Below are 19562 nucleotides of genomic sequence, written 5' to 3' on the forward strand. Positions count from 1 at the left end.
GGTCGCGGAGGCGGCGCGGTGGTCAGGGGTGCCAGGGGACGCGGTGTTCGGCGAGGTGGGAGAGGACCGCCTGGTTGGCCTCCCAGCCGTCCGGGGCTGCGATCTCCTGCCGCCTCCGGCGGGTGCCAGGGTGCTCGGGGGTGCCGGTGGGTCGCGGAGGCGGCGCGGTGGTCAGGGGTGCCAGGGGACGCGGTGTTCGGCGAGGTGGGAGAGGACCGCGTGGTTGGCCTCCCAGCCGTCCGGGAACTTCACGGTGACGCCCAGCTGCACCGGCTCCGTGGACGGGTGGTCGTCGAGCAGGTCGGCCACCCCCGCCCGGCAGACCACGATGCACGCGTGCCGGTGCCGTGACGCGAGGACGCACAGCCGCCCCGTCTCCAGGTGGAACGCCGTCGCGTCCGGGCGCCCCGACAGCGGGTGCAGCACCACCGTCACGTCGTACTCCCGCCCCTGCAGCCGGTTGGCGGTGTCGACGACGACGTCCCGCACCCCCAGCTCGGCCAGCGCCGCCCGCACCGCGGCCGCCTGGTCGCGGTGGGCCGTGCCGACCGCGACCCGGTCGGCGGTGAGCGGCGCAGGCACGTCCGACCGCTCCGAGACCGCCGCCCCGCCCCGGTCCAGCAGCCGCCGCACCACCATGGCGACCGCCCGCACCGCCTCCGGATCGGTGCGCGGCGTCAGCCGGTGCGGCAGCTCCAGCAGCCCCCACCCCGAATGCGCCGCCTCGTCGATCACCCGGTCCGGACCCGACCCGTCCGACGGCACCGCGAACGACAGCCGCCGGTCGTCGAAACCGGTGCCGGCGCGGAACGGCGTGAACGGGTAGAACGCGGCGGACACCAGCGGCGCCGCCGACGCCGGGAGGCGCCACGACACCGGCAGCCGGTGCTGCGGCAGGCCGGGGTTGTGGGCCAGCAGCGTGGAGACCGCCGAGGCGGACGGGTCGTACGACAGCCCCGCCCACTGCTCCGCGCCCACCACCGAGAACGGGTCCAGCTGACCCGGGTCGCCGACGAACAGCGCCCGGTCGAACAGCCCGGCCACCGTCAGCAGCGCGTCCGAGCGCATCTGGTACGCCTCGTCGACGATCGCCTGCTCCCAGTGCGCGTCGGACGGCTTCACATGGCCCCACTTGGCGGCCGTGGAGATCACCACCGGCAGCCCGGCCAGCGCGGCCGCCTTGTCGGAGAGCAGGACGTTGTCCAGGCCCTCCAGCGCCTTGTCGTACGCGTCGGCGTCGCTGCTGTGCAGCCGGCCCACCGGCAGGTCGGGCCGCTTCTCGTGCAGCCGCAGCACCAGGTCGTCCACCTGCGCGTTGGTCTGCGCGACCACCATCAGCGGACGCCCCGCCTCCGCCAGCTCCAGCGCCGCCCGCACCACCAGCGTCGACTTCCCGGCGCCGGGCGGGGAGTCCACCACCACGCCGCGGTGCGCGCCGGCCTTCGTGTCGCGCAGGATCGCCTCGGTGACCCGGGCGGCCTCCGCGCCGGGATCGAAGGGGGCGGCCTGGGCGGCCCCGACGGACGTCATCACAGCAGGTCCTCCTCGGTGACGGGATCGGCGGCGGGCAGCGGGGCCGGGTCCGAGGGCGGCCCGCCGTGCGTCCACGGAGTGTTCTCCGGGTCCGGCAGCTTGGGCCCGCCCCGCGGCTCGTGCTCGAACAGCGTGAAGCAGAGCCGGTCGCCCTTCTCCGGCACCGAGCCGAGGGCCGGCTCCTTGCCCCGGCCCATCCTGTCCACGATCCGCAGGACGATGAGCAGCGGCCCCTCCTCGGAAGGCTCCCCCTCGCCGCCCGCGACGCCGCCGTCCTCCTCCTCGACGGCGACGAACTGGGCCGCCTGCGGCTTGCCCTCCAGCGAACGGAAGACCTTCGCCTTGTCGCCCAGGTGCGGCCGGTCCTCCGTGCGCACGGTGACCAGCGGACGCGGAGAGGGGCGCTTGGTCTCCGTGTACGTCATCGTCACGTCGACGACCTCGCCGACGAAGGCCTCCCCGGTCAACCGCCGCGCGGCCAGCACCAGCGGGTCGTCCAGCGCCTCCTGGGCGTCCAGCTTCGCCTGCTCCCGCTCGCGGCGGGCCAGCTTCTGCGCCGCCGTGACCGCGTCGTCGATCCTCGGCTGCGGGGGCTCGCCGGAGGCCACCCGGTCCCGGTGCGCGGTGAACGACCAGCGGTCGCCCGTCCAGCGGTCCGGCACCCGGGACGCCTCGGGCAGCGCGCGCAGCAGATCCAGGCCGCGCCAGACGTTCTCCCAGGTGGGGAGGGTGCGCGAACGGACCAGCTCGCCGATCTCCCGCTCCGCCTGCGACAGGTGCGCCAGCAGCGCGTCGGCGGCCACCCCGTCCTCGGCGGCGGCCAGCGCCGAACGCGCCCGGTCGTACCGCTCGATCGCCGGGGCCAGCAGCCGGTTGTCGAAGGCGGGGTCGGTGGCCGGACCGGCCGGCGGGCACAGCAGCTGGCCCTCGGGGTCCCGCCCCAGCTCGGCCCGCAGCGCCGCCTCGGCGCCGGTCGGGCCCTCCTCCTCGGGCGGGTCGATCCAGGCGAGCAGCGCCCCCAGGTGCTGGTCCTCCAGGCTGGACTGCCCGGTGGCCCAGTGCCGGGACAGCAGATCGGTCATGGCGAGCAGCAGCGAGGAACCCGGCACCCGGGCCCGCTCGCCGAAGTGGGTGAGCCAGCGGCCCAGCAGCGGCACCCGCGGCGGCGCCGGGTACGCCGTCTCCGGGTCCTGGTCGGCGGTGCGGCGGAACCGGGTGGAGCGGCCCAGCAGCCGCACGAACTCCACGCCCGCCCGGCTCGGCACGATCAGCTGCGGCGCGTCGGCGCACAGCTCCCGCTCCACCTTCACCTGCCGCCCCGTCTCCGGGTCGGCCTCCTTGCCCTCCACCAGTTCGACGTCGTCCGCGAAGGACTCCACGTGGGGCAGCACGACGTCGGCCAGCTCGGCCAGGAAGGCGGAGCGCAGGTCGCGGTCGCGGGGCTGCGGCACCACCAGCAGGCGCGGCGCGTCCCGGTCGCAGCCGACCAGCGCGCCCAGCGGGGCGCCGGCCTCGCCGGCCGTGGTCAGCGGCACCATCACCAGCGGGCGCTCGGCGAGGTGCCGGTGCCGCACCGTGGCGGCCGGCTGGGCGCGGCCCGCGCGGATCGCCTCGAGCCGGGCCAGGGTGGTGATCAGCGACATGACAGCGCCTCCTCCCGCAGCCGGGCCGCACGGCGCAGCGCGGCGACCGCCGGGTCGGCGGCGTCCCCCGCCTCGCCGTGCGCGGCGGCCAGCACCGCCTCCACGGCGGCCAGCTCGCCCAGCTCGGCCCGGGCGGACCGGCCCAGTACCGTCACCGTGCCCTCGTCGCGGGCCCGGGACCGGCAGTGGAACGCCAGCTCGCAGGTGGCCAGGCACTCCGGGGTGTACACCGCGCGCACCGACTCGACCGTCTCGGTGAGCAGATCGGCGGGCAGCTCCGGGGAGAAGCACGCGCCCGGGGCCAGGCCCGCCGCGATCTCCTCGACCCGGGTCAGCCGGCCCAGCTGCCGCGCCGTCACCGCGCGCTGCTTGCGGATGTCCACGGCGGAGGCGGCGGGCAGGTTGGAGAAGTCCTTCGGGCAGACCAGCAGGATGCGGTGGCGCACCCGCGGAGGCGGATCGAGGCGCGCGGCCACGTCCTCCAGCGCCAGCACGTACACCGCGGCCTGCCGCGCCGCCGCGCCCACCTTCGCGGCGTCCGCGGAGCCGTCCAGCATGGGGAACGACTTGATCTCCACGACCGTCCAGGTGCCGTCCGGGTGCACCACGACGGCGTCCGGCTCGAGGAAGGCGGGGGTGCCGGCCACCTCGAGGGCCAGCATGGGGTGGTCCAGGAGCGTCCACGCGCCGTCCGCCGCGGCGGCGGCGGAGGCCTCGCGCAGGGCCAGCGCGGTGCGGCCGGCGCGGCCCTGCGGGCCCGTCGCGGCGAGGTCCGGCACGCGCGCGCCGCCGGGCGGGGGCTCCGGGGCCGACGGATCGAGCCGCTCGCGCACCAGCCGCAGCAGCTCCGCGCCGCCGTCGCCCTTCACCCGCGCCTCGAAGGCGTGACCGCGGGTGAAGGCGAACTGGGACTGTCCGAACGGCGCGGGGGCGCCCAGCGCGCTCGCCAGCGCGGTCTTGTCCACGCCGGCGCCGTCCAGGAGCGCGCGGCGTTCGCACCCCGGGTTGGCGGCCAGCGCCGCGAGGGCGCGCGCGTCCAGCGGCTTGGCCTGGACGCCGGGACCACGCAGCTCGGCCAGCCGCTGCCGCAGCGCGGGGGCGTCGCCGTACGGGGCCTCGCCCCGGCCCACGCGGTCCCCGCCGGGCCCGGGCGACTGGTTCGGCTCGGGGCCCGGACCGCCCCGACCGGGGCGCGGGCCGCTCAGGTATTCGCTCACCCGGGGAAGTCTGGCATCCGCCACCGACAACGCGGGGTGCGCGTGTGACGCGAGGGGTTCCTGGGGACGGACGACCGCATTGCGAGGGGTGGCGAAGGGGAGCGAATCGGCGGGACGGGGCGTCCGTCCGTGTCCACCGGGGGTTCACTGACGTTGAATTCCACGCTGCCGCTGAATTCGCCGCTGGGGATTCACGCCGTGAGTTACTGCCGGTTCTCGAGCTATTGAGGTCCTTGGAGGCCGAAAATGCAGAACAGCCGTCCGTCGGTGCGAGGCGATGTGGTGACCGTTCCCACGCGGCACGGGCTCGAGGCGGTGGACATCCTGCGCCGCCACCACGTCGCGGCGGTGGGCCCCGTGCTGCACGACGACCGGGGCGGGACCCTGGGCTTCGTGGTGCCGACCGGCACGGCGGAGCGGTGGAACGTCCCCGGCAGCCGGTGCGTCCACCGGGCCGAGGGCACGGACTGGCTCCTCCCGCCCGCCCCCGACGGCCTCGCCACCGACCCCGCCGTCCTGCGCCGCGCCCTCAGCGAGGCCGCCCGCCTCATCGCCGCCGCCGACAGCTGCCAGTAGGTCCGCCCGGGCCCGCACGCGGACCCTCGCCCGTACCCGGCCTCCGTGAGGCCCCCGCCCGCGGCCTTCCCTCGCCCGGACCGGCCCCCCACCCCGCGGTCTTCCCTCGTGCTGAGGCGACAATGGGCGTATGGGCAGGAAGACACGGGGCGCGACGGCCCCCGGGGTGACCGAGGAGGTCGACGGCGGGACGGCCGCGCTGGTGCCGGACCGGGACCGCCCCCGCGGGTGGACGCTGACGATCGACGGCGCGCCCCAGTCCCACGTGGACCTGGACGACCCCACACACCTCGCGTTCACCTACCAGCGCCGCATCGGGCACGTGATCGACCTGGCCGCCCCGCAGGGCAGGCCGGTGACCGCGCTGCACCTCGGCGGCGGCGCCTTCACCCTGGCGAGGTACGTCGCCGCGACCCGCCCCCGCTCGTCCCAGCAGGTCGTCGAACGCGACGGGCGTCTCGTCCAGCTGGTGCGCAGGGAACTGCCCCTGGACCCCGCCGCCCGCATCCGGGTGCGGACCGCCGACGCCCGCGAGGGCCTGGCCAAGGCCCCGGACGCCCGGGCCGACCTGGTCGTCGCCGACGTCTTCGGCGGCGCCCGCACCCCCGCCCACCTCACCTCCGTGGAGTTCCTGGACGAGGTGCGCCGCGCCCTGGCCCCCGGTGGACGCTACGTCGCCAACATCGCGGACGGCGCGCCCCTGGCGTTCCTCCGCGGCCAGATCGCCACCGCCGCCGCCCGGTTCGCCGAGCTCGCGCTGATCGCGGAACCCGCGCTGCTGCGCGGCAAGCGGTTCGGCAACGCGGTGCTCGTCGCCTCCGACGCGCCGCTCCCCCTCGCCGACCTGACCCGCCGCGCGGCCGGCGACCCGCACACCGCCCGGGTGGAGCACGGCCGGGCCCTGCTCGACTTCACCGGCGGCGCCGCACCCGTCACCGACGCCACCGCCGTGGCCTCGCCCGCCCCGCCGGCCTCCGTGTTCACGTAGCCCGCGACGCCACGCCGGCGAGGGCGGTACGCCGACGGGAAAGCCCGCCCCCGGTGACCTGGTCGGCACCGGAGACGGGCTTTTCCCTCGCGCGGCCCGCGCCTCCGCCGGTGGCGGGGAGGAAGTGTGGCGAGGACCCGGACCGCACGTCACAAGGGCGGCCCGTCCCCTCGCGCGGGCCGCCCAAGCCGTCAGCCCGCGTCGGCGGCCGGCTCCGCGGCGGCCTTGGCCGCCGGCTCGACCGCGATCTCGACCGGGACGGCGGCCGGCTCCACCGGCACGGCCACCGGCTCGACGACCGGATCGGCGAGCGTGCCGGTGCGCGCGGCCTGCGCGTACCACAGGGCGCTCGCCTTCGGGGTGCGCTCCTGCGTCGCGTAGTCCACGTAGACCATGCCGAACCGCTTCGAGTAGCCGTAGGCCCACTCGAAGTTGTCCAGCAGCGACCACAGGTAGTACCCGCGCACGTCGGCGCCGTCGGCCATCGCCTGGCGCACCGTGGACAGGTGGGAGTGCAGGTAGGCGACCCGCTCGGGGTCCCGCACCTGGCCGTCCACGTCCTTGACGTCGTCGTAGGCGGCGCCGTTCTCGGTGATGTAGATCGGCAGTCCGGGGACCTCGCGCTGGTAGCGCATGATCAGGTCGTACAGACCGGTGTGGTCGACGGTCCAGCCCATGGCGGTCTGGTCGCCCGGGCTCTGGTGGAAGACCACGTCCTCCGCGCCGGGCCACGGCGAGAAGTCGCCCGTGCCGTGCGCGTCCGTGGCGGGGCCGTCCTCCGGCGCGGTGCCGGCGTGGCCGACCGTGGCCGGGGTGTAGTAGTTGAGACCCAGCGCGTCCAGCGGCTGGTGGATCAGCTTGAGGTCGCCGTCCTCGACGAAGGACCAGTCGGTCACCGAGGCGGTCGCCGGGAAGAGCGTCTCGGGGTAGGCGCCGTGCAGCATCGGACCGTGGAAGACGCCGTTGGCGAGGTCGTCGATCCGGCGGGCGGCCTCGAGGTTGCGAGGGTCGTCGGAGACGGTGCGCACCACGTGCGAGTTGAGCGCCACGGCGACCTGGTTGCGGGCCGGCATCACGGAGCGGAGCGCCGAGGTGCCCAGGCCGTGGGCCAGGTTCAGGGTGTGGGCGGCGCGCAGGGCCAGCTCGCCGTCGGTGCGGCCGGGGGCGTGGACGCCGGAGCTGTAGCCCAGGAAGGCCGCGCACCAGGGCTCGTTCAGGGTGATCCACCGCTCGACGCGGTCACCGAGGGCCTCGCCGACGATCGCCGCGTACTCGGCGAACCGGTAGGCCGTCTCGCGCGCGGGCCAGCCGCCCGCGTCCTCGAGCTCCTGCGGGAGGTCCCAGTGGTAGAGGGTGACGGCGGGGGCGATGCCCTTGGCGAGCAGCTCGTCGACCAGGCGGCGGTAGAAGTCCAGGCCCTTCTGCACGGCCGGGCCGCGGCCGGTGGGCTGCACGCGGGGCCAGGCGACGGAGAAGCGGTAGGAGTTCAGGTTGAGGTCCGACATGAGGGCCACGTCGTCGCGGTACCGGTGGTAGTGGTCCACCGCGACGTCGCCGTGCTCACCCTCGTGGGTCTTGCCGGGAGTATGGCTGAACGTGTCCCAGATGGAGGGGGTACGGCCGTCCTCACGGACCGCGCCTTCGATCTGGTAGGAGGACGTGGCCGATCCCCAGAGGAAGTTGGGGGGGAAGGAGACCTGTGCGGAATCGGGCATGGAAGCGCTCCCATGAAGTGGTCACGGCGGGACCGTGGGCGGAAGGGGGGAAGGGGAAGAGCGGGAACGCGGGGCCGGCCACCTGTGGACAGGGGCCGGCCCCGCGGAGTGATCAGCCCTTGACGGCGCCCTGCATGATGCCGCCCACGATCTGCTTGCCGAAGATCACGAAGACGAGCAGCAGCGGCAGCGTGCCGAGCAGTGCGCCGGCCATGATGAGGGCCTGGTCCGGGGTGTAGCCGCGGCCGAGTCCGGCCAGCGCCACCTGCACGGTCGGACTGCCGTGCTGGGTCAGGACGAGGAACGGCCACAGGAAGTCGTTCCAGGTCTCGACGAACTTCAGCATCGCCAGCACCGCCATCGCGGGCCGGGCGATCGGGAACACGATGTGCCACAGGATGCGCCAGGTGCTCGCACCGTCCACCCGGCCCGCCTCGATCAGCTCGTCGGGCAGGGCCTGGATGAGGTACTGGCGCATGAAGAACACGCCGAACGCGTTGACCAGCGAGGGCAGCAGCACCGCCTGGAGCTGGTCGGACCAGTCGAGCTTGGCCACCATCATGTACAGCGGGATCACGCTGAGCTGCGGCGGCACCATCATGGTGCCGATCACGACCAGCAGCAGCGCGTTGCTTCCCTTGAAGCGAAGCTTGGCGAAGGCGAAGCCGGCCATCGTCGACAGGAAGCAGATGGTCAGCGCCGAGGTGCCGGCCACGAAGGTGGTGTTGATGAAGGCTTCGCCGAGGTTGCCGTCGACCCACGCCGCCTCGACCTTGTCGAAGAGGTTGGCGCCGAACCAGAACGGCGGGGGCGACTGGGCCAGCCGGGAGTTGTCCCGGGAGGCGGCGACAGCCGTCCAGAACAGCGGGAAGAGCGATCCCAGCGTGAACAGCGCGAGGAGCACGTAGGTGAGCGGACCGGCATGGAAGTGCCCGCCCGCCCGGGCGGACTTGGGTCCGCGGCGCCGGGGGGCCTTGGTGCCCGGTGTCTTCTCGGGCGCCGGTTGCTGCGGCGGGGTCAGGGTCGTCGTCACGGCCGGGTCTCCTTAACTACTGGTGCGCAGCCGGCGCGAGATGACGGAGTTCACCAGACCGATCACGATCAGGATCGCGAACATCGTCCAGGCGATCGCCGAGGCGCGGCCCAGGTGCTGGTTCACCCAGCCCTGCTCGTACAGGTACAGGCCGAGGGTCTGGAAGTCGTGCTCCGGGCCGCCGGAGGCGCCCTTGCTGGCGTCGAAGAGCAGCACCTCGCCGAAGATCTGGGTGGCGCCGATGGTGGAGACCACGACGGTGAACAGGATCGTCGGGCGCAGCGAGGGCAGCGTCACGTGGAAGAACTGCCGCCACCGGGAGGCGCCGTCGAGGGCCGCCGACTCGTAGAGGTCGTGCGGGATCGCCTGCATGGCGGCCAGGTAGATCAGGGCGTTGTAGCCGGTCCACCGCCAGATGACGATGGTGGAGACGGCGAGCTTGGAGGCCCAGCCGACCTGCCAGTCCACCGGGTTGATGCCGAGGAAGTTCAGCGCCCAGTTGATCATGCCGTAGTCACGGCCGAAGAGCAGGACGAAGACCAGCGTCGCCGCGGCCACCGAGGTGGCGTACGGGGCGAGCATGGAGACCCGCCAGAACGTGGAGCCGCGCAGCTTGTAGTTGAGGAGGTGGGCGATGCCCATCGCCATGGCGAGCTGCGGGACCGTCGAGACGATGCCGATGAACAGCGTGTTGCGGGCCGCGTTCCAGAAGAACTCGTCGTCGAAGATCCGGACGAAGTTCTTCAGGCCGGCCCACTCCATGTCGGTGGGCGCGGTCAGCTCCACGGTGTGGAACGACGCCCAGCCGGTGTAGAGGAGGGGGAACAGGCCGAAGGCGATGAACAGGAGGAAGAACGGGGCGACGAAGGCGTACGGGCTCCAGCGCAGGTCCCGCTGCCAGCGGCGGGACAGCTTGGCCCGCTGTCGGTCGTCCTCCGGGGCGCTGCCGGCCGGACGTGAACCGGCCGGGGCCGCGCCCCCCTTGACGGGGGGCGCGGCGATGGAGTGCCGGGAAGGCATACCGGTCACTTCTCCAGGTTGTTGTCGATGGTCTTGATCGCGTTGGACCAGGCCTGCTCGGCGGACTTGCCCTTCGTCACCAGGATCACGCCGTTGTCGGTCAGACCCTGCTGGATGATCTGGTCCTTGGCGCCGATCACCTGGACCGGGGCGGACTTGGCCGCGTCACCGAAGATCTGGCCGATCGGGGCCTCACCGGTCATCTTGTTCTTCGCGGCGAGAACCTGGTCACCCTCGTAGGTGGACGGGGCGCTCGGGAAGGAACCGCGCTTGGCGAAGAGCGTCGCCTGCTGCTCCGGGGCGGTCAGCCACGCGGCCAGCTTGGCGGCCGCCTCGGCGTTCTTGCCGGCCTTCGGGACGGCCAGGAAGGAACCGCCCCAGTTGCCGGCCTTGGGCGCCTTGGCGACGTCCCACTTGCCCGCGGCCGAGGCCTCGGACTTGCTCTCGATGTAACCGAGCATCCACGGCGGGCAGGACATCGCCGCGAACTTGCCCTTGGCGATGGTGGTGTCCCACGAGGGCTGGAACTGGACCTGCTTGCCGATCAGCCCCTCCTTGGCGGCGTCGGCGGTGAGGTCGAAGGCGTCCTTGACGGCCGGGTTGGTCTTGTAGATGACCTCGCCCTGCGCGTTGTAGAACTTCTCCGTCTCACTGGAGAGGACGGCGTTCAGCAGACCGCCGGGGGAGTCCATGAAGGAGACGCCCTTGGGCGCGCCCTTCTTGAAGTCACGGCCGACGTCGACGAACTTCGCCCAGTCGCCCTCCCACAGCTTCGCGAGCTCCTCGCGGTCGGTGGGCAGGCCCGCCTTCTCGAAGAGGTCCTTGCGGTAGCAGATCGCCATCGGGCCGACGTCGGTGCCGAGAGCGACCGTCTTGCCGTCCTTGGCGGTGCCCTGGGCCCACTTCCACTCCAGGAAGTCGCCCTTCTTGCCGTACTTGGAGAGGTCGACCAGCTTGTCGGCCTGGGTGGCGGTGATCTCGGCGATGTTGCCGACCTCGACACCCTGGATGTCCTGGAGGCCGCTGCCGGTGGTCAGGTGGTTGACGAGAGCCGGGTAGTAGTTCTCGTTGCGCTCGACCACCGTCTCCTTGATCTGGACGTCGGGGTTCTGCTTCATGTACTCGTCGTACAGCCCCGCCTCCTTGAAGCCGAACGTGCCGAACAGCCCGACGGTGATGGTGGTCTTGCCGTCGCTGTTGCCGGACGAGGTGGCGTCCTCGTCCTTGCCGTCGTCGGCGCAGCCGGCCAGCAGTCCGGCGCCGAGCGCCGCGACCGTTGCGAGAACCACTGCCCTGTGGCGGGCGGTTCGAATGGCGCGCATGGTCGTCCCTCCTGATTGCCCTGAACGTGCCTACCCCCGGGCCAAAGGTCACTGGCGACCTCTGATCTTCTTGCTGCGGCGCGGGCGGGGAACGCGTGGGTTGGGTTTGGGTCAGGTACCGTGAGAGCGCGTGGGAGCGCTCCCAGAAGTGATGTGTTGAAGAGTCCCGGGTCGCGGCGGGGGTGTCAAGGGAAGTGACGCCTGGATCTTGCCGGGGTTATCAGGGTGTTACCGAATGGGGAGAACCCGGTCAACGCGCGGCAGCGTGCGGATACTTGGTACCTCCGGGCGGCGCTCCGCGCGTAGACCCCCGTCCCGCAAGGGGTCGAGGACGCGCCAAGGTGGGCCGTCCACGCATCACATGGCGGTGGCCGGACCCGGGAATGCCCGGAACGGCTGTTAGATTCCAGGACCGGTACGAACAGGAGGCGGCGGATGGCGAGCCACGGACGAGGCCGAAGCGGCGGGCGACCCACCCTTGAGGAGGTCGCGGCCCGGGCGGGTGTCGGCCGGGGCACGGTCTCGCGCGTGATCAACGGCTCGCCCAGCGTCAGCGAGGCCACCCGCGCCGCCGTGGAGGCGGCCGTCGCCGAGCTCGGCTACGTGCCCAACACGGCGGCCCGCGCGCTGGCCGCCAACCGGACCGACGCCATCGCCCTGGTCGTCCCGGAGTCGGAGACCCGCTTCTTCGCCGAGCCGTACTTCTCCGACATGCTGCGGGGCGTCGGCACCGCCCTCACGGACACCGAGATGCAGCTCCTGCTGATATTCGCGGGCAACGACCGCGAACGGCAGCGCCTGGCCCAGTACCTGGCCGCGCACCGGGTGGACGGCGTGCTGCTGGTGTCGGTGCACGCCGACGACCCGCTGCCCGACATGGTCTCCGAGCTGGGCATTCCCGCCGTGATCAGCGGCCCCCGCAGCGCCGACGAGCCGCTGGCCTCGGTCGACTCCGACAACCACGGCGGCGGACGCTCGGCCACCGCCCACCTGATCGAGCGGGGCCGCCGCCGGATCGCCCACATCACCGGCCGCCTCGACGTGTACGGCGCCCAGCGCCGCACCGACGGGTACCGCACCGCCCTCGCGGAGGCCGGCATCGCGGAGGACGAGGGGCTGGTCGAGCCCGGCGACTTCAGTGAGGAGGGCGGCCGTCGCGCCATGGCGGCCCTGCTGGAACGCCGTCCCGACCTGGACGCCGTCTTCGCCGCCTCCGACGTCACCGCGGCCGGCGCCCGGCAGGTGCTGCGGGAGGCCGGGCGGAGCATCCCCGACGACGTCGCCCTGGTCGGGTACGACGACTCGGCCATCGCCCGCCACATGGACCCGCCGCTGACCAGCGTCCGGCAGCCCATAACGGAGATGGGCCGGGTCATGACCGACCTGCTGCTCGAGGAGACGGCCACCCGCGAACCGCGGCAGCGGGTCCCGGCCGGAATTCGCCGGGTCCAGACCGTTCTGCCCACCCAGCTGGTGCTGCGCCAGTCCTCCTGAGGCGTTCGGGGCTTCATGCCCCGGACGCCCCCGGGCGCGGGGATGTCTCCATGTCTTGAAACGAGGAAGGCCCTCGGTCCGGTGTTTCCACCGGCCCGAGGGCCTTCTTTCAGGGTGAGTGACGGGACTTGAACCCGCGACATCCTGGACCACAACCAGGTGCTCTGCCAGCTGAGCTACACCCACCATGACCGGCGGTTCGGTACCTTGCGGTTTCTTTCCGACCGGCCGAGAAAAAGTGTACAGGGTCGGAAGGGGTGCTCGCGCCGCCCTTTTCCGGCGCCCCTCGCCGAGGGGCGCCGGGCGGGTCAGCCGCCGGAGACGACGTGCTTGGCGGCGATGGTGCGGGCGGTGGCGGAGTCAGGCCCGGGCTGGGGGACGAAGACCGCCTCGCGGTAGTAGCGCAGCTCCGCGATCGACTCCCGGATGTCCGCGAGCGCCCGGTGGTTGCCGGCCTTCTCGGGCGCGTTGAAGTACGCCTGCGGGTACCAGCGGCGCGCCAGTTCCTTCACCGAGGAGACGTCGACGATCCGGTAGTGCATGAAGGACTCCAGCGTCGGCATGTCCCGCAGCAGGAAGCCGCGGTCCGTGCCGACGGAGTTCCCGCACAGCGGGGCCTTGCCGGGGTCCTTCACGTGCTCACGGATGTAGGAGAGGACCCGCTCCTCGGCGTCGGCCAGGGTGGTGCCGCCGGCCAGCTCGGTCAGCAGACCGGACGCGGTGTGCATCTGGCGCACCACCTCCGGCATCGTCTCCAGCGCCGAGTCCGGCGGGCGGATGACGATGTCCACCCCCTCGCCGAGCACGTTCAGCTCGGAGTCGGTGACGAGGGCGGCCACCTCGATGAGAGCGTCGTCGGACAGCGAGAGGCCGGTCATCTCGCAGTCGATCCACACCATGCGATCGTTCATACGTCCACCCTACGGGGCGGGGCGGTGACCGTACGCGCTGCCGTACGAGCCGGTGTGCGAAGGGGGGCGCGGTCCGCGCCACCGGGACCGCGCGTACCCGCGCGCGGGGGCGTGCCTCCGGGGCCGACCGTGCGTCGAGGCCGCGCCTGCTGGTTCGCGGCGGGGCGGTGTCCGCGGGTGGTCCGGGCCGCGGCGCGGTCGTCGGTATGCGGCAATGGGGACGGACGGGGCCCGCCGGTGCAGCGAGCGGTGCCGCCGGCGCACGAAGGCGTGGGCTCGGCTGTACCTGGAGGCCGGCGGGGCCACCCGCTGCACGAGGGGCTGCGTGCCCGCCCCGCCGCTCGCGCGGTGGGGCGGAACCGCCGGTGGGTCCGGTTGCGCTTGCCGGTGGGTGACAGGGGGACCACCGGCCCGTGTCTCGGGCTCTTCCGTATACGAATGGCGTGCCCGTATGTACACGGAGGCCGAGCCGTATGTACACGGAGGCCGGGCCGCCCGCGCGTGAAGGGCCGTGCCCCCCGCCGCTCGCGCGGTGGGGCGGAACCGCCGGAGGTCCGGCGCTCTACTGGTGCCCGGCGACGGTGTGCGCCCCGCCCGTGCCGGGGGGCGCGGGAATGGGGAGAGGGGCGCGCCGTGGCGCGCCCCTCTCGTCCTGCGGCTCAGCCGGTCAGCGGCGGCCGGGCAGGGTGGGCCGCGGGAGGGCCTCGCCGTTCTCGGCGGGACGCCGGGACTGCGAGGGCACCCCAGGAGCCCCGGACAGCGGCGCCGGGTCCGCCGACAGCGGCTGGGCGCCCGGACCCTGCTGCGGCATTCCGGCGGACGGCCCGTGCTCCACGGCGACGCTCTGCTCGCTCTGCGGACGCCGGGCCCGGTACGCGGCCCGGTAGGCCGCCGGGGAGGCCCCCAACTGCCGCCGGAAGTGCCCGCGCAGGGCCACCGGCGAGCGGAAGCCGCACCGGCCGGCGACCTCGTCGACCGAGTAGTCGGAGGTCTCCAGCAGCCGCTGCGCCTGGAGCACCCGCTGGGTGATCAGCCACTGCAGCGGGGCGCTTCCGGTCAGCGAGCGGAACCGCCGGTCGAAGGTGCGCCGCGACATGTAGGCGCGCGCGGCCAGCTGCTCGACGTCGAACTGCTCGTGCAGGTGCTCCAGCGCCCAGGCGACGACCTCGGCCAGCGGGTCGGCGCCGATCTCCTCGGGTAAAGACCTGTCGAGGTAGCGCTCCTGCGCCGCCCCGCCTCCCGCTCCGCCCGCGTGCCCGGTGCCGCCGCCCCTGCGGGGCGGCACGACCAGGCGGCGGGCCAGCGCGTTGGCTGCCTCGTTCCCGTGGTCCGAGCGGACGATGTGCAGGCACAGGTCGATCCCGGCGCCGGTCCCGGCCGAGGTCAGCACGTCGCCGTCGTCGACGAAGAGCTCCCGCGGGTCGACGTGGACCGACGGGTAGCGCTTGGCGAGCGTGGGCGCGTACATCCAGTGCGTGGTCGCCGGACGCCCGTCCAGCAGACCGGCCGCGGCCAGGACGAACGCCCCGGTGCACAGGCCGACGATGCGGGCCCCCTCCTCGTGCGCCCGGCGCAGCACGTCGAGTGCCTGCTCGGGGGGCGGGGAGGTGATCGAACGCCACGCGGGCACCACCACGGTGCCGGCCCGGCCGATCGCGTCGAGGCCGTGCGGCGCGGAGAGCTCCAGGCCCCCCGTCGTACGCAGCGGTCCCTCTTCGCCGGCGCACACCAGCAGCCGGTATCGCGGTACGCCGGCGTCCTGCCGGTCGATCCCGAACACCGAGAGCGGGATGGAGCTCTCGAAGATCGGTCCGCCACTGAACAGCAGTACCGCGACGATCTCCTTGCGGCGCCGGCCGGACAGCTTTCTGACGGCTGTGTCCGACACGGCGGTGGAGTCGTGGCTCATCCTGCTAAGCCCCCCTCGGTGGTCGCGGCGCCTCTCACTGGACGGGTCTCTCGTTCCAGCACGTTTCCCCTCGGTCCCGAACGAATCCCCAGCCGGACGACAGTCAAGATCGAATCTACTGTGTCCGGCGTTGCCGGGAAGCCCAGTTGGACAAGCGCCGGAATGTCGACATGGCAACTTGGCGTAAAGCATTCGATCACGAAGGGTCGCGGCGCGGGAGGGGGCGGAGAAGCGCGCCGTGCGCCGGTGGCCAATCCGCGTAGGGTACCTGAGTCGGTCCGCACCCTTTTTGCCCTGGTGGAACGGTGGTTGGGGGGACGTTTCGGCACGGGTGTGCTGTGGCCGGGAAGTTGGCTGAAAGTGTGCGGCGGCCGGAACGGAAACCGGTCAGTCGCAAGGGGGTGCGCGGCAGGCGGTCCGACGTGCCTCCGTGCGCCCCGCGTGCCCCGTGGCGCACGTGACCTGGGGTGCGTGTGTGGCGTCGCGCCCCCTGTGTGGTGGCCTGTCGTGGCGCCTTGCCGTGAGTTCGGCGCGGGTGCCGGGCCGGTTGCCGGCGCCTCGTGGCGCGGAACCGTCTCCTGTCGCGGGGCGGCAGCGGCCGAGGTGAGGGCCTCGCTTCCCCCGTCTGGCCTGGGGGTCTGCCGGCATCGCGGGTGCCCGGCGGGCGTCGGCCGTGCGGGTGATGGCGTCGCGCCGTGCGGGTGATGGCGTCGCGCCGGACGGATGGTGGCGTCGGGGCGGACGGCGGCCCGGGCAGCAGGCGTCCGAGGCCTCTCGGCGGGACCGGGGGCGGGGCCGCGAGGCCGGGCCGGACGGCGGCCGAACCGCCTGTACGGCGCAGCCAACATTGCGCGGGAGGCGTCGGCTCATGCATGCTCCGGAGAATCCCGGCGGGCCCTCGCGGAGCGGGCAGCCGGGTGAAGCCTTGCCACCGGCAACTGCCGGTACCCGTCCGGACCTGCGGATCTCCCCCCGGAGGCGGCAGAAAAAGGGCCCGGGAACGCTTGCCGCCGTACCCTGAAGGGTATGGGGACGGGAAGATGGATCCCGGACACAGCTCCGCCGCTCACGTCGCCCCAACGAGGATCACTACGCCGAGACAGTCATGGCCGGTCACGAATACACCGATCCAGCGGACCGCAAGCGGCCGGTCGCCGAACCGACGGCGGCCGATCCCCTCGCGGCCGAAGAGCTGCGTCCTCATCCCTGCGACCCCGCCTTCAAGCACGGGGTGGTCGTCGGTTTCGACGGCTCGACGTCCAGTGAGCGCGCCCTCGCCTACGCCGTGGGCATGGCCACCCGGTCCCGTTCGGGGCTGATCATCGTGCACGTCGCCAACCGCCTGCCGACCACGGTCTGGGCCGGCTGCGAGCCCCCCGTCTTCGTGGACGTGCCGGACCACCGCACCGAGGTGCTCGGCCTGGAGCTCGCCTGCTCGGACTTCCTCGCCGAGGTGCCGTGGATCCTGGTCGAGCGCGGCGGGGACATCTGCCACGAACTCGAGGAGGTCGGCCGGGAGTACGAGGCCGACGCCATCGTCGTGGGCTCGACGCACGGACTGCTCAGCCGCGTCTTCGGCTCGGTCGCCGGCCGGCTGGCCAAGCGGGCGCAGCGGCCCGTGGTCGTCATCCCCTGAGCGACTGCGGGGCGCTCGTATGCCCTGCCAGGGCCGCCCCTCCGAGGCGCCCCCGCCCGGCCCGCCGGGCGTTTCAGCCGCCGGGGCGCATCAGCCGCCGTCCACCGCCGCGTCCGCCGAACACCGCGGACTGCATGCGGAGTTGGTGCACGCCCGCGCCCAAGCTACCGGCGCGTACGGCGTGTTCGGCGTCGTAGCGAGGGAATGACACCGACACGGAAACCGGCTGCCGGCCGCCGTGGGGTGACGGCCACCGCCAACGGCAGCCAGGGCCGGAGGATTCGGGCGGCTCCGGCCCATGGGAAAGGAACGGTCCCTGTGCATGGTGGCGCACAGGGACCGTTTCGCCGTTCAGGGGCGAGGCGAGGGCGAGGGCGAACCCGGGGATGACGATGGCGGGTGCCGACCGCCCCACCGTGGCCGACTACTCGACGGTGACCGACTTCGCCAGGTTGCGCGGCTTGTCGATGTCCCGGCCCAGCGCCAGCGCCGTGTGGTAGGCGAGCAGCTGCAGCGGGATGCCCATCAGGATCGGGTCCAGCTCGTCCTCGTTCTTCGGGACGACGACGGTCCGGTCGGCCTTCTCCTGGTCCCGGTGCGCGACCGCGAGGATCCTGCCGCTGCGGGCCTTGATCTCCTCGAGGGCGGCGCGGTTCTTCTCCAGCAGGTCGTCGTCCGGCACGATCGCGATGGTCGGCATGGCCGGCTCGATCAGGGCCAGCGGACCGTGCTTGAGCTCGGAGGCCGGGTAGGCCTCGGCGTGGATGTAGGTGATCTCCTTGAGCTTCAGCGAGGCCTCGCGGGCGACCGGGTAACCCCGGACGCGGCCGATGAAGAGCGTGGAGCGGGCGTCGGCGAACTCCTGCGCCAGCTCCTTGACCTCGTCCTCGAGCTTGAGGATCTCGTTGATCTGCTCCGGCAGGCGGCGCAGGCCCGCGATGATCCGCTTGCCGTCGGCGACGGACAGGTCGCGGGTGCGGCCCAGGTGCAGGGCCAGCAGCGCGAAGGCCACCGTGGTGTTGGTGAAGCACTTGGTGGAGACCACGCAGACCTCGGGGCCGGCGTGGACGTAGATGCCGCCGTCCGACTCACGGGCGATGGCGGAGCCGACCACGTTGACCACGCCGAGGACGCGGGCCCCCTTGCGCTTGAGCTCCTGCACCGCGGCGAGCACGTCGTAGGTCTCGCCGGACTGGGAGACGGCGATGTACAGCGTGTCGGGGTCCACGACCGCGTTGCGGTAGCGGAACTCGGAGGCCGGCTCGGCGTCCGCGGGGATGCGGGCCATCTCCTCGATCATCTGCGCGCCGATCATGCCGGCGTGGTACGAGGTGCCGCAGCCCAGGATCTTCACGCGGCGGATCTGGCGCGCCTCACGGGCATCCAGGTTCAGGCCGCCCAGGTGCACGGTGGAGAACCGGTCGTCGATGCGGCCGCGCAGCACGCGGTCCACGGCGTCGGCCTGCTCGTGGATCTCCTTGTGCATGTACGTGTCGTGGCCGCCCATGTCGTAGGAGGCGGCCTCCCACTCGACGGTGGTCGGCTCGGCGGAGGTGCGGGTGCCCTCGGTGGTGTAGGTGCGGAAGTCGTCCGCGGTGAGGGTGGCCATCTCGCCGTCGTCCAGGGTGACGATCTGACGGGTGTGCGTGACCAGCGCCGCGATGTCCGAGGCGACGAACATCTCCTTCTCGCCTATGCCGAGCACGACGGGCGAGCCGTTGCGGGCGACGACGATCCGGTCCGGGAAGTCGGCGTGCAGCACGGCGACACCGTAGGTGCCCTCGATCAGGCGGACCGCCTGACGGACCTTCTCCTCCAGGGTGGTGGCCTGGGAGCGGGCGATCAGGTGGGTGAGGACCTCGGTGTCGGTCTCCGAGAGGAACTCGACGCCGTCGGCCTCGAGCTTGCGGCGCAGGTCCGAGGCGTTGTCGATGATGCCGTTGTGGACGACGGCGACCTTCTCGTCGGCGGAGAGGTGCGGGTGCGCGTTCACGTCGGACGGCGCGCCGTGGGTGGCCCAGCGGGTGTGCGCGATGCCGGCCGTGCCCTTGAAACGGGCCGGCACCTTCGCCTCCAGCTCACGGACACGACCCTTGGCCTTGACCATCTTCAGCCCGCCCTTGGGGGCCGTGACGGCGATACCGGCAGAGTCGTAGCCGCGGTACTCGAGGCGCGCGAGGCCTTCGAGGAGCAGCGGGGCGATGTCACGCTTGCCGATGTACCCGACAATTCCGCACATGTGGTGTGGTTCCCTCAGCCATAGACGATGCGGCGGAGCTGACGGAGCGAGAGCTCCGGCGGCGCCACCGCGCGGTACTGGAGGTCCGCCGAGATCCTGGTGAAGATCTCCGCGTTCACCAGACCCTGGGCCTGGAGCTCGCGGTGGCGGCGACGGACGTAGTCCTCGGTCGTCTCGTCGAAGTAGGCGAGAACGTCCTGGATCACCCGCACGGCCTCGCCCCGCGTGAGCGAGGAAGACCGCGTCAAATGATCGACAAGTTCGTCGTGCATGCTCGATCCTCCGATACGTCGCGTGGTATCCGCAACAATTCTGCCCGATATCGG

Annotated in this window: 15 protein-coding genes and 1 tRNA gene; 4 read left to right on the plus strand and 12 right to left on the minus strand. The window is 72.9% G+C overall.

Annotated features, from left to right (window positions below; genetic code table 11):
• Nucleotides 1–171: 171 nt before the first annotated feature.
• From ACFRAV_RS22020 to ACFRAV_RS22030, 3 genes are read right to left on the minus strand one after another with little or no spacing between them, the layout of a single operon-like run.
• The gene (locus tag ACFRAV_RS22020) at nt 172–1530 is read right to left on the minus strand and encodes an AAA domain-containing protein (protein WP_382557971.1); all 1359 of its coding nucleotides are present in this window, start codon (nt 1528–1530) and stop codon (nt 172–174) included.
• A complete protein-coding gene (locus tag ACFRAV_RS22025) occupies nt 1530–3176 on the minus strand; it encodes a hypothetical protein (RefSeq protein WP_382557972.1) in 1647 nt (548 codons plus the stop codon). The genes ACFRAV_RS22020 and ACFRAV_RS22025 overlap by 1 nt, the downstream gene beginning before the upstream one ends.
• Nucleotides 3167–4306 carry a hypothetical protein gene (locus ACFRAV_RS22030; RefSeq protein ID WP_382558008.1) on the minus strand — a complete coding sequence of 380 codons (1140 nt, stop codon included), beginning with the start codon at nt 4304–4306 and terminating at the stop codon, nt 3167–3169. Before ACFRAV_RS22030 ends, ACFRAV_RS22025 begins: the two co-directional genes overlap by 10 nt.
• Before the next feature lie 333 nt (nt 4307–4639).
• Between ACFRAV_RS22030 and ACFRAV_RS22035 the strand changes: the two genes are divergently transcribed.
• Both ACFRAV_RS22035 and ACFRAV_RS22040 read left to right on the plus strand, forming a co-directional pair.
• Complete coding sequence (locus ACFRAV_RS22035; protein ID WP_351114090.1) at nt 4640–4969, plus strand: hypothetical protein; 330 nt, start codon at nt 4640–4642, stop codon at nt 4967–4969.
• 130 nt (nt 4970–5099) lie between these two features.
• Nucleotides 5100–5957 carry a spermidine synthase gene (locus tag ACFRAV_RS22040; RefSeq protein WP_382557973.1) on the plus strand — a complete coding sequence of 286 codons (858 nt, stop codon included), beginning with the start codon at nt 5100–5102 and terminating at the stop codon, nt 5955–5957.
• Between the two features lie 191 nt (nt 5958–6148).
• Here the strand turns inward: ACFRAV_RS22040 and ACFRAV_RS22045 are convergent, their stop codons facing one another.
• The 4 genes from ACFRAV_RS22045 to ACFRAV_RS22060 form a co-directional block, all read right to left on the minus strand.
• Nucleotides 6149–7672, minus strand: a complete 1524-nt coding sequence (locus tag ACFRAV_RS22045) for a GH1 family beta-glucosidase (RefSeq protein WP_382557974.1) — start codon at nt 7670–7672, stop codon at nt 6149–6151.
• Nucleotides 7673–7784: 112 nt separating this feature from the next.
• The gene (locus ACFRAV_RS22050; protein ID WP_351118333.1) at nt 7785–8705 is read right to left on the minus strand and encodes a carbohydrate ABC transporter permease; all 921 of its coding nucleotides are present in this window, start codon (nt 8703–8705) and stop codon (nt 7785–7787) included.
• 12 nt (nt 8706–8717) lie between these two features.
• On the minus strand, nt 8718–9725 hold the full coding sequence (locus tag ACFRAV_RS22055; protein ID WP_382558009.1) for a carbohydrate ABC transporter permease: 1008 nt from the start codon (nt 9723–9725) through the stop codon (nt 8718–8720).
• 5 nt (nt 9726–9730) lie between these two features.
• Nucleotides 9731–11047 carry an ABC transporter substrate-binding protein gene (locus ACFRAV_RS22060; protein ID WP_382557975.1) on the minus strand — a complete coding sequence of 439 codons (1317 nt, stop codon included), beginning with the start codon at nt 11045–11047 and terminating at the stop codon, nt 9731–9733.
• Between the two features lie 435 nt (nt 11048–11482).
• Here ACFRAV_RS22060 and ACFRAV_RS22065 point away from each other — a divergent pair, with 435 nt between their 5' ends.
• A complete protein-coding gene (locus tag ACFRAV_RS22065) occupies nt 11483–12541 on the plus strand; it encodes a LacI family DNA-binding transcriptional regulator (protein ID WP_382557976.1) in 1059 nt (352 codons plus the stop codon).
• A gap of 113 nt (nt 12542–12654) precedes the next feature.
• Here the strand turns inward: ACFRAV_RS22065 and ACFRAV_RS22070 are convergent.
• The 3 genes from ACFRAV_RS22070 to ACFRAV_RS22080 form a co-directional block, all read right to left on the minus strand.
• Nucleotides 12655–12727 (minus strand) — tRNA-His (locus tag ACFRAV_RS22070).
• A gap of 122 nt (nt 12728–12849) precedes the next feature.
• Complete coding sequence (gene orn, locus ACFRAV_RS22075; protein WP_351118330.1) at nt 12850–13452, minus strand: oligoribonuclease; 603 nt, start codon at nt 13450–13452, stop codon at nt 12850–12852.
• 667 nt (nt 13453–14119) lie between these two features.
• Complete coding sequence (locus tag ACFRAV_RS22080; RefSeq protein WP_382557977.1) at nt 14120–15361, minus strand: GlxA family transcriptional regulator; 1242 nt, start codon at nt 15359–15361, stop codon at nt 14120–14122.
• Nucleotides 15362–16466: 1105 nt separating this feature from the next.
• Here ACFRAV_RS22080 and ACFRAV_RS22085 point away from each other — a divergent pair.
• Entirely contained in the window at nt 16467–16997 is a 531-nt protein-coding gene (locus ACFRAV_RS22085; RefSeq protein WP_351118328.1) for a universal stress protein, read from the plus strand.
• A 424-nt stretch (nt 16998–17421) separates the two neighbouring features.
• Here the strand turns inward: ACFRAV_RS22085 and glmS are convergent, their stop codons facing one another.
• Together glmS and ACFRAV_RS22095 are read right to left on the minus strand one after the other, a co-directional pair.
• Nucleotides 17422–19236: a glutamine--fructose-6-phosphate transaminase (isomerizing) gene (gene glmS, locus ACFRAV_RS22090; protein ID WP_351118327.1), complete on the minus strand. Its 1815-nt coding sequence runs from the start codon at nt 19234–19236 to the stop codon at nt 17422–17424.
• Nucleotides 19237–19250: 14 nt separating this feature from the next.
• Nucleotides 19251–19508 (minus strand): hypothetical protein, encoded by a 258-nt coding sequence (locus tag ACFRAV_RS22095; protein ID WP_382557978.1) that lies wholly within the window; start codon nt 19506–19508, stop codon nt 19251–19253.
• Nucleotides 19509–19562: the final 54 nt, after the last annotated feature.

This window comes from Streptomyces sp. NPDC056600 (assembly GCF_042792855.1).
Taxonomy (GTDB): domain Bacteria; phylum Actinomycetota; class Actinomycetes; order Streptomycetales; family Streptomycetaceae; genus Streptomyces.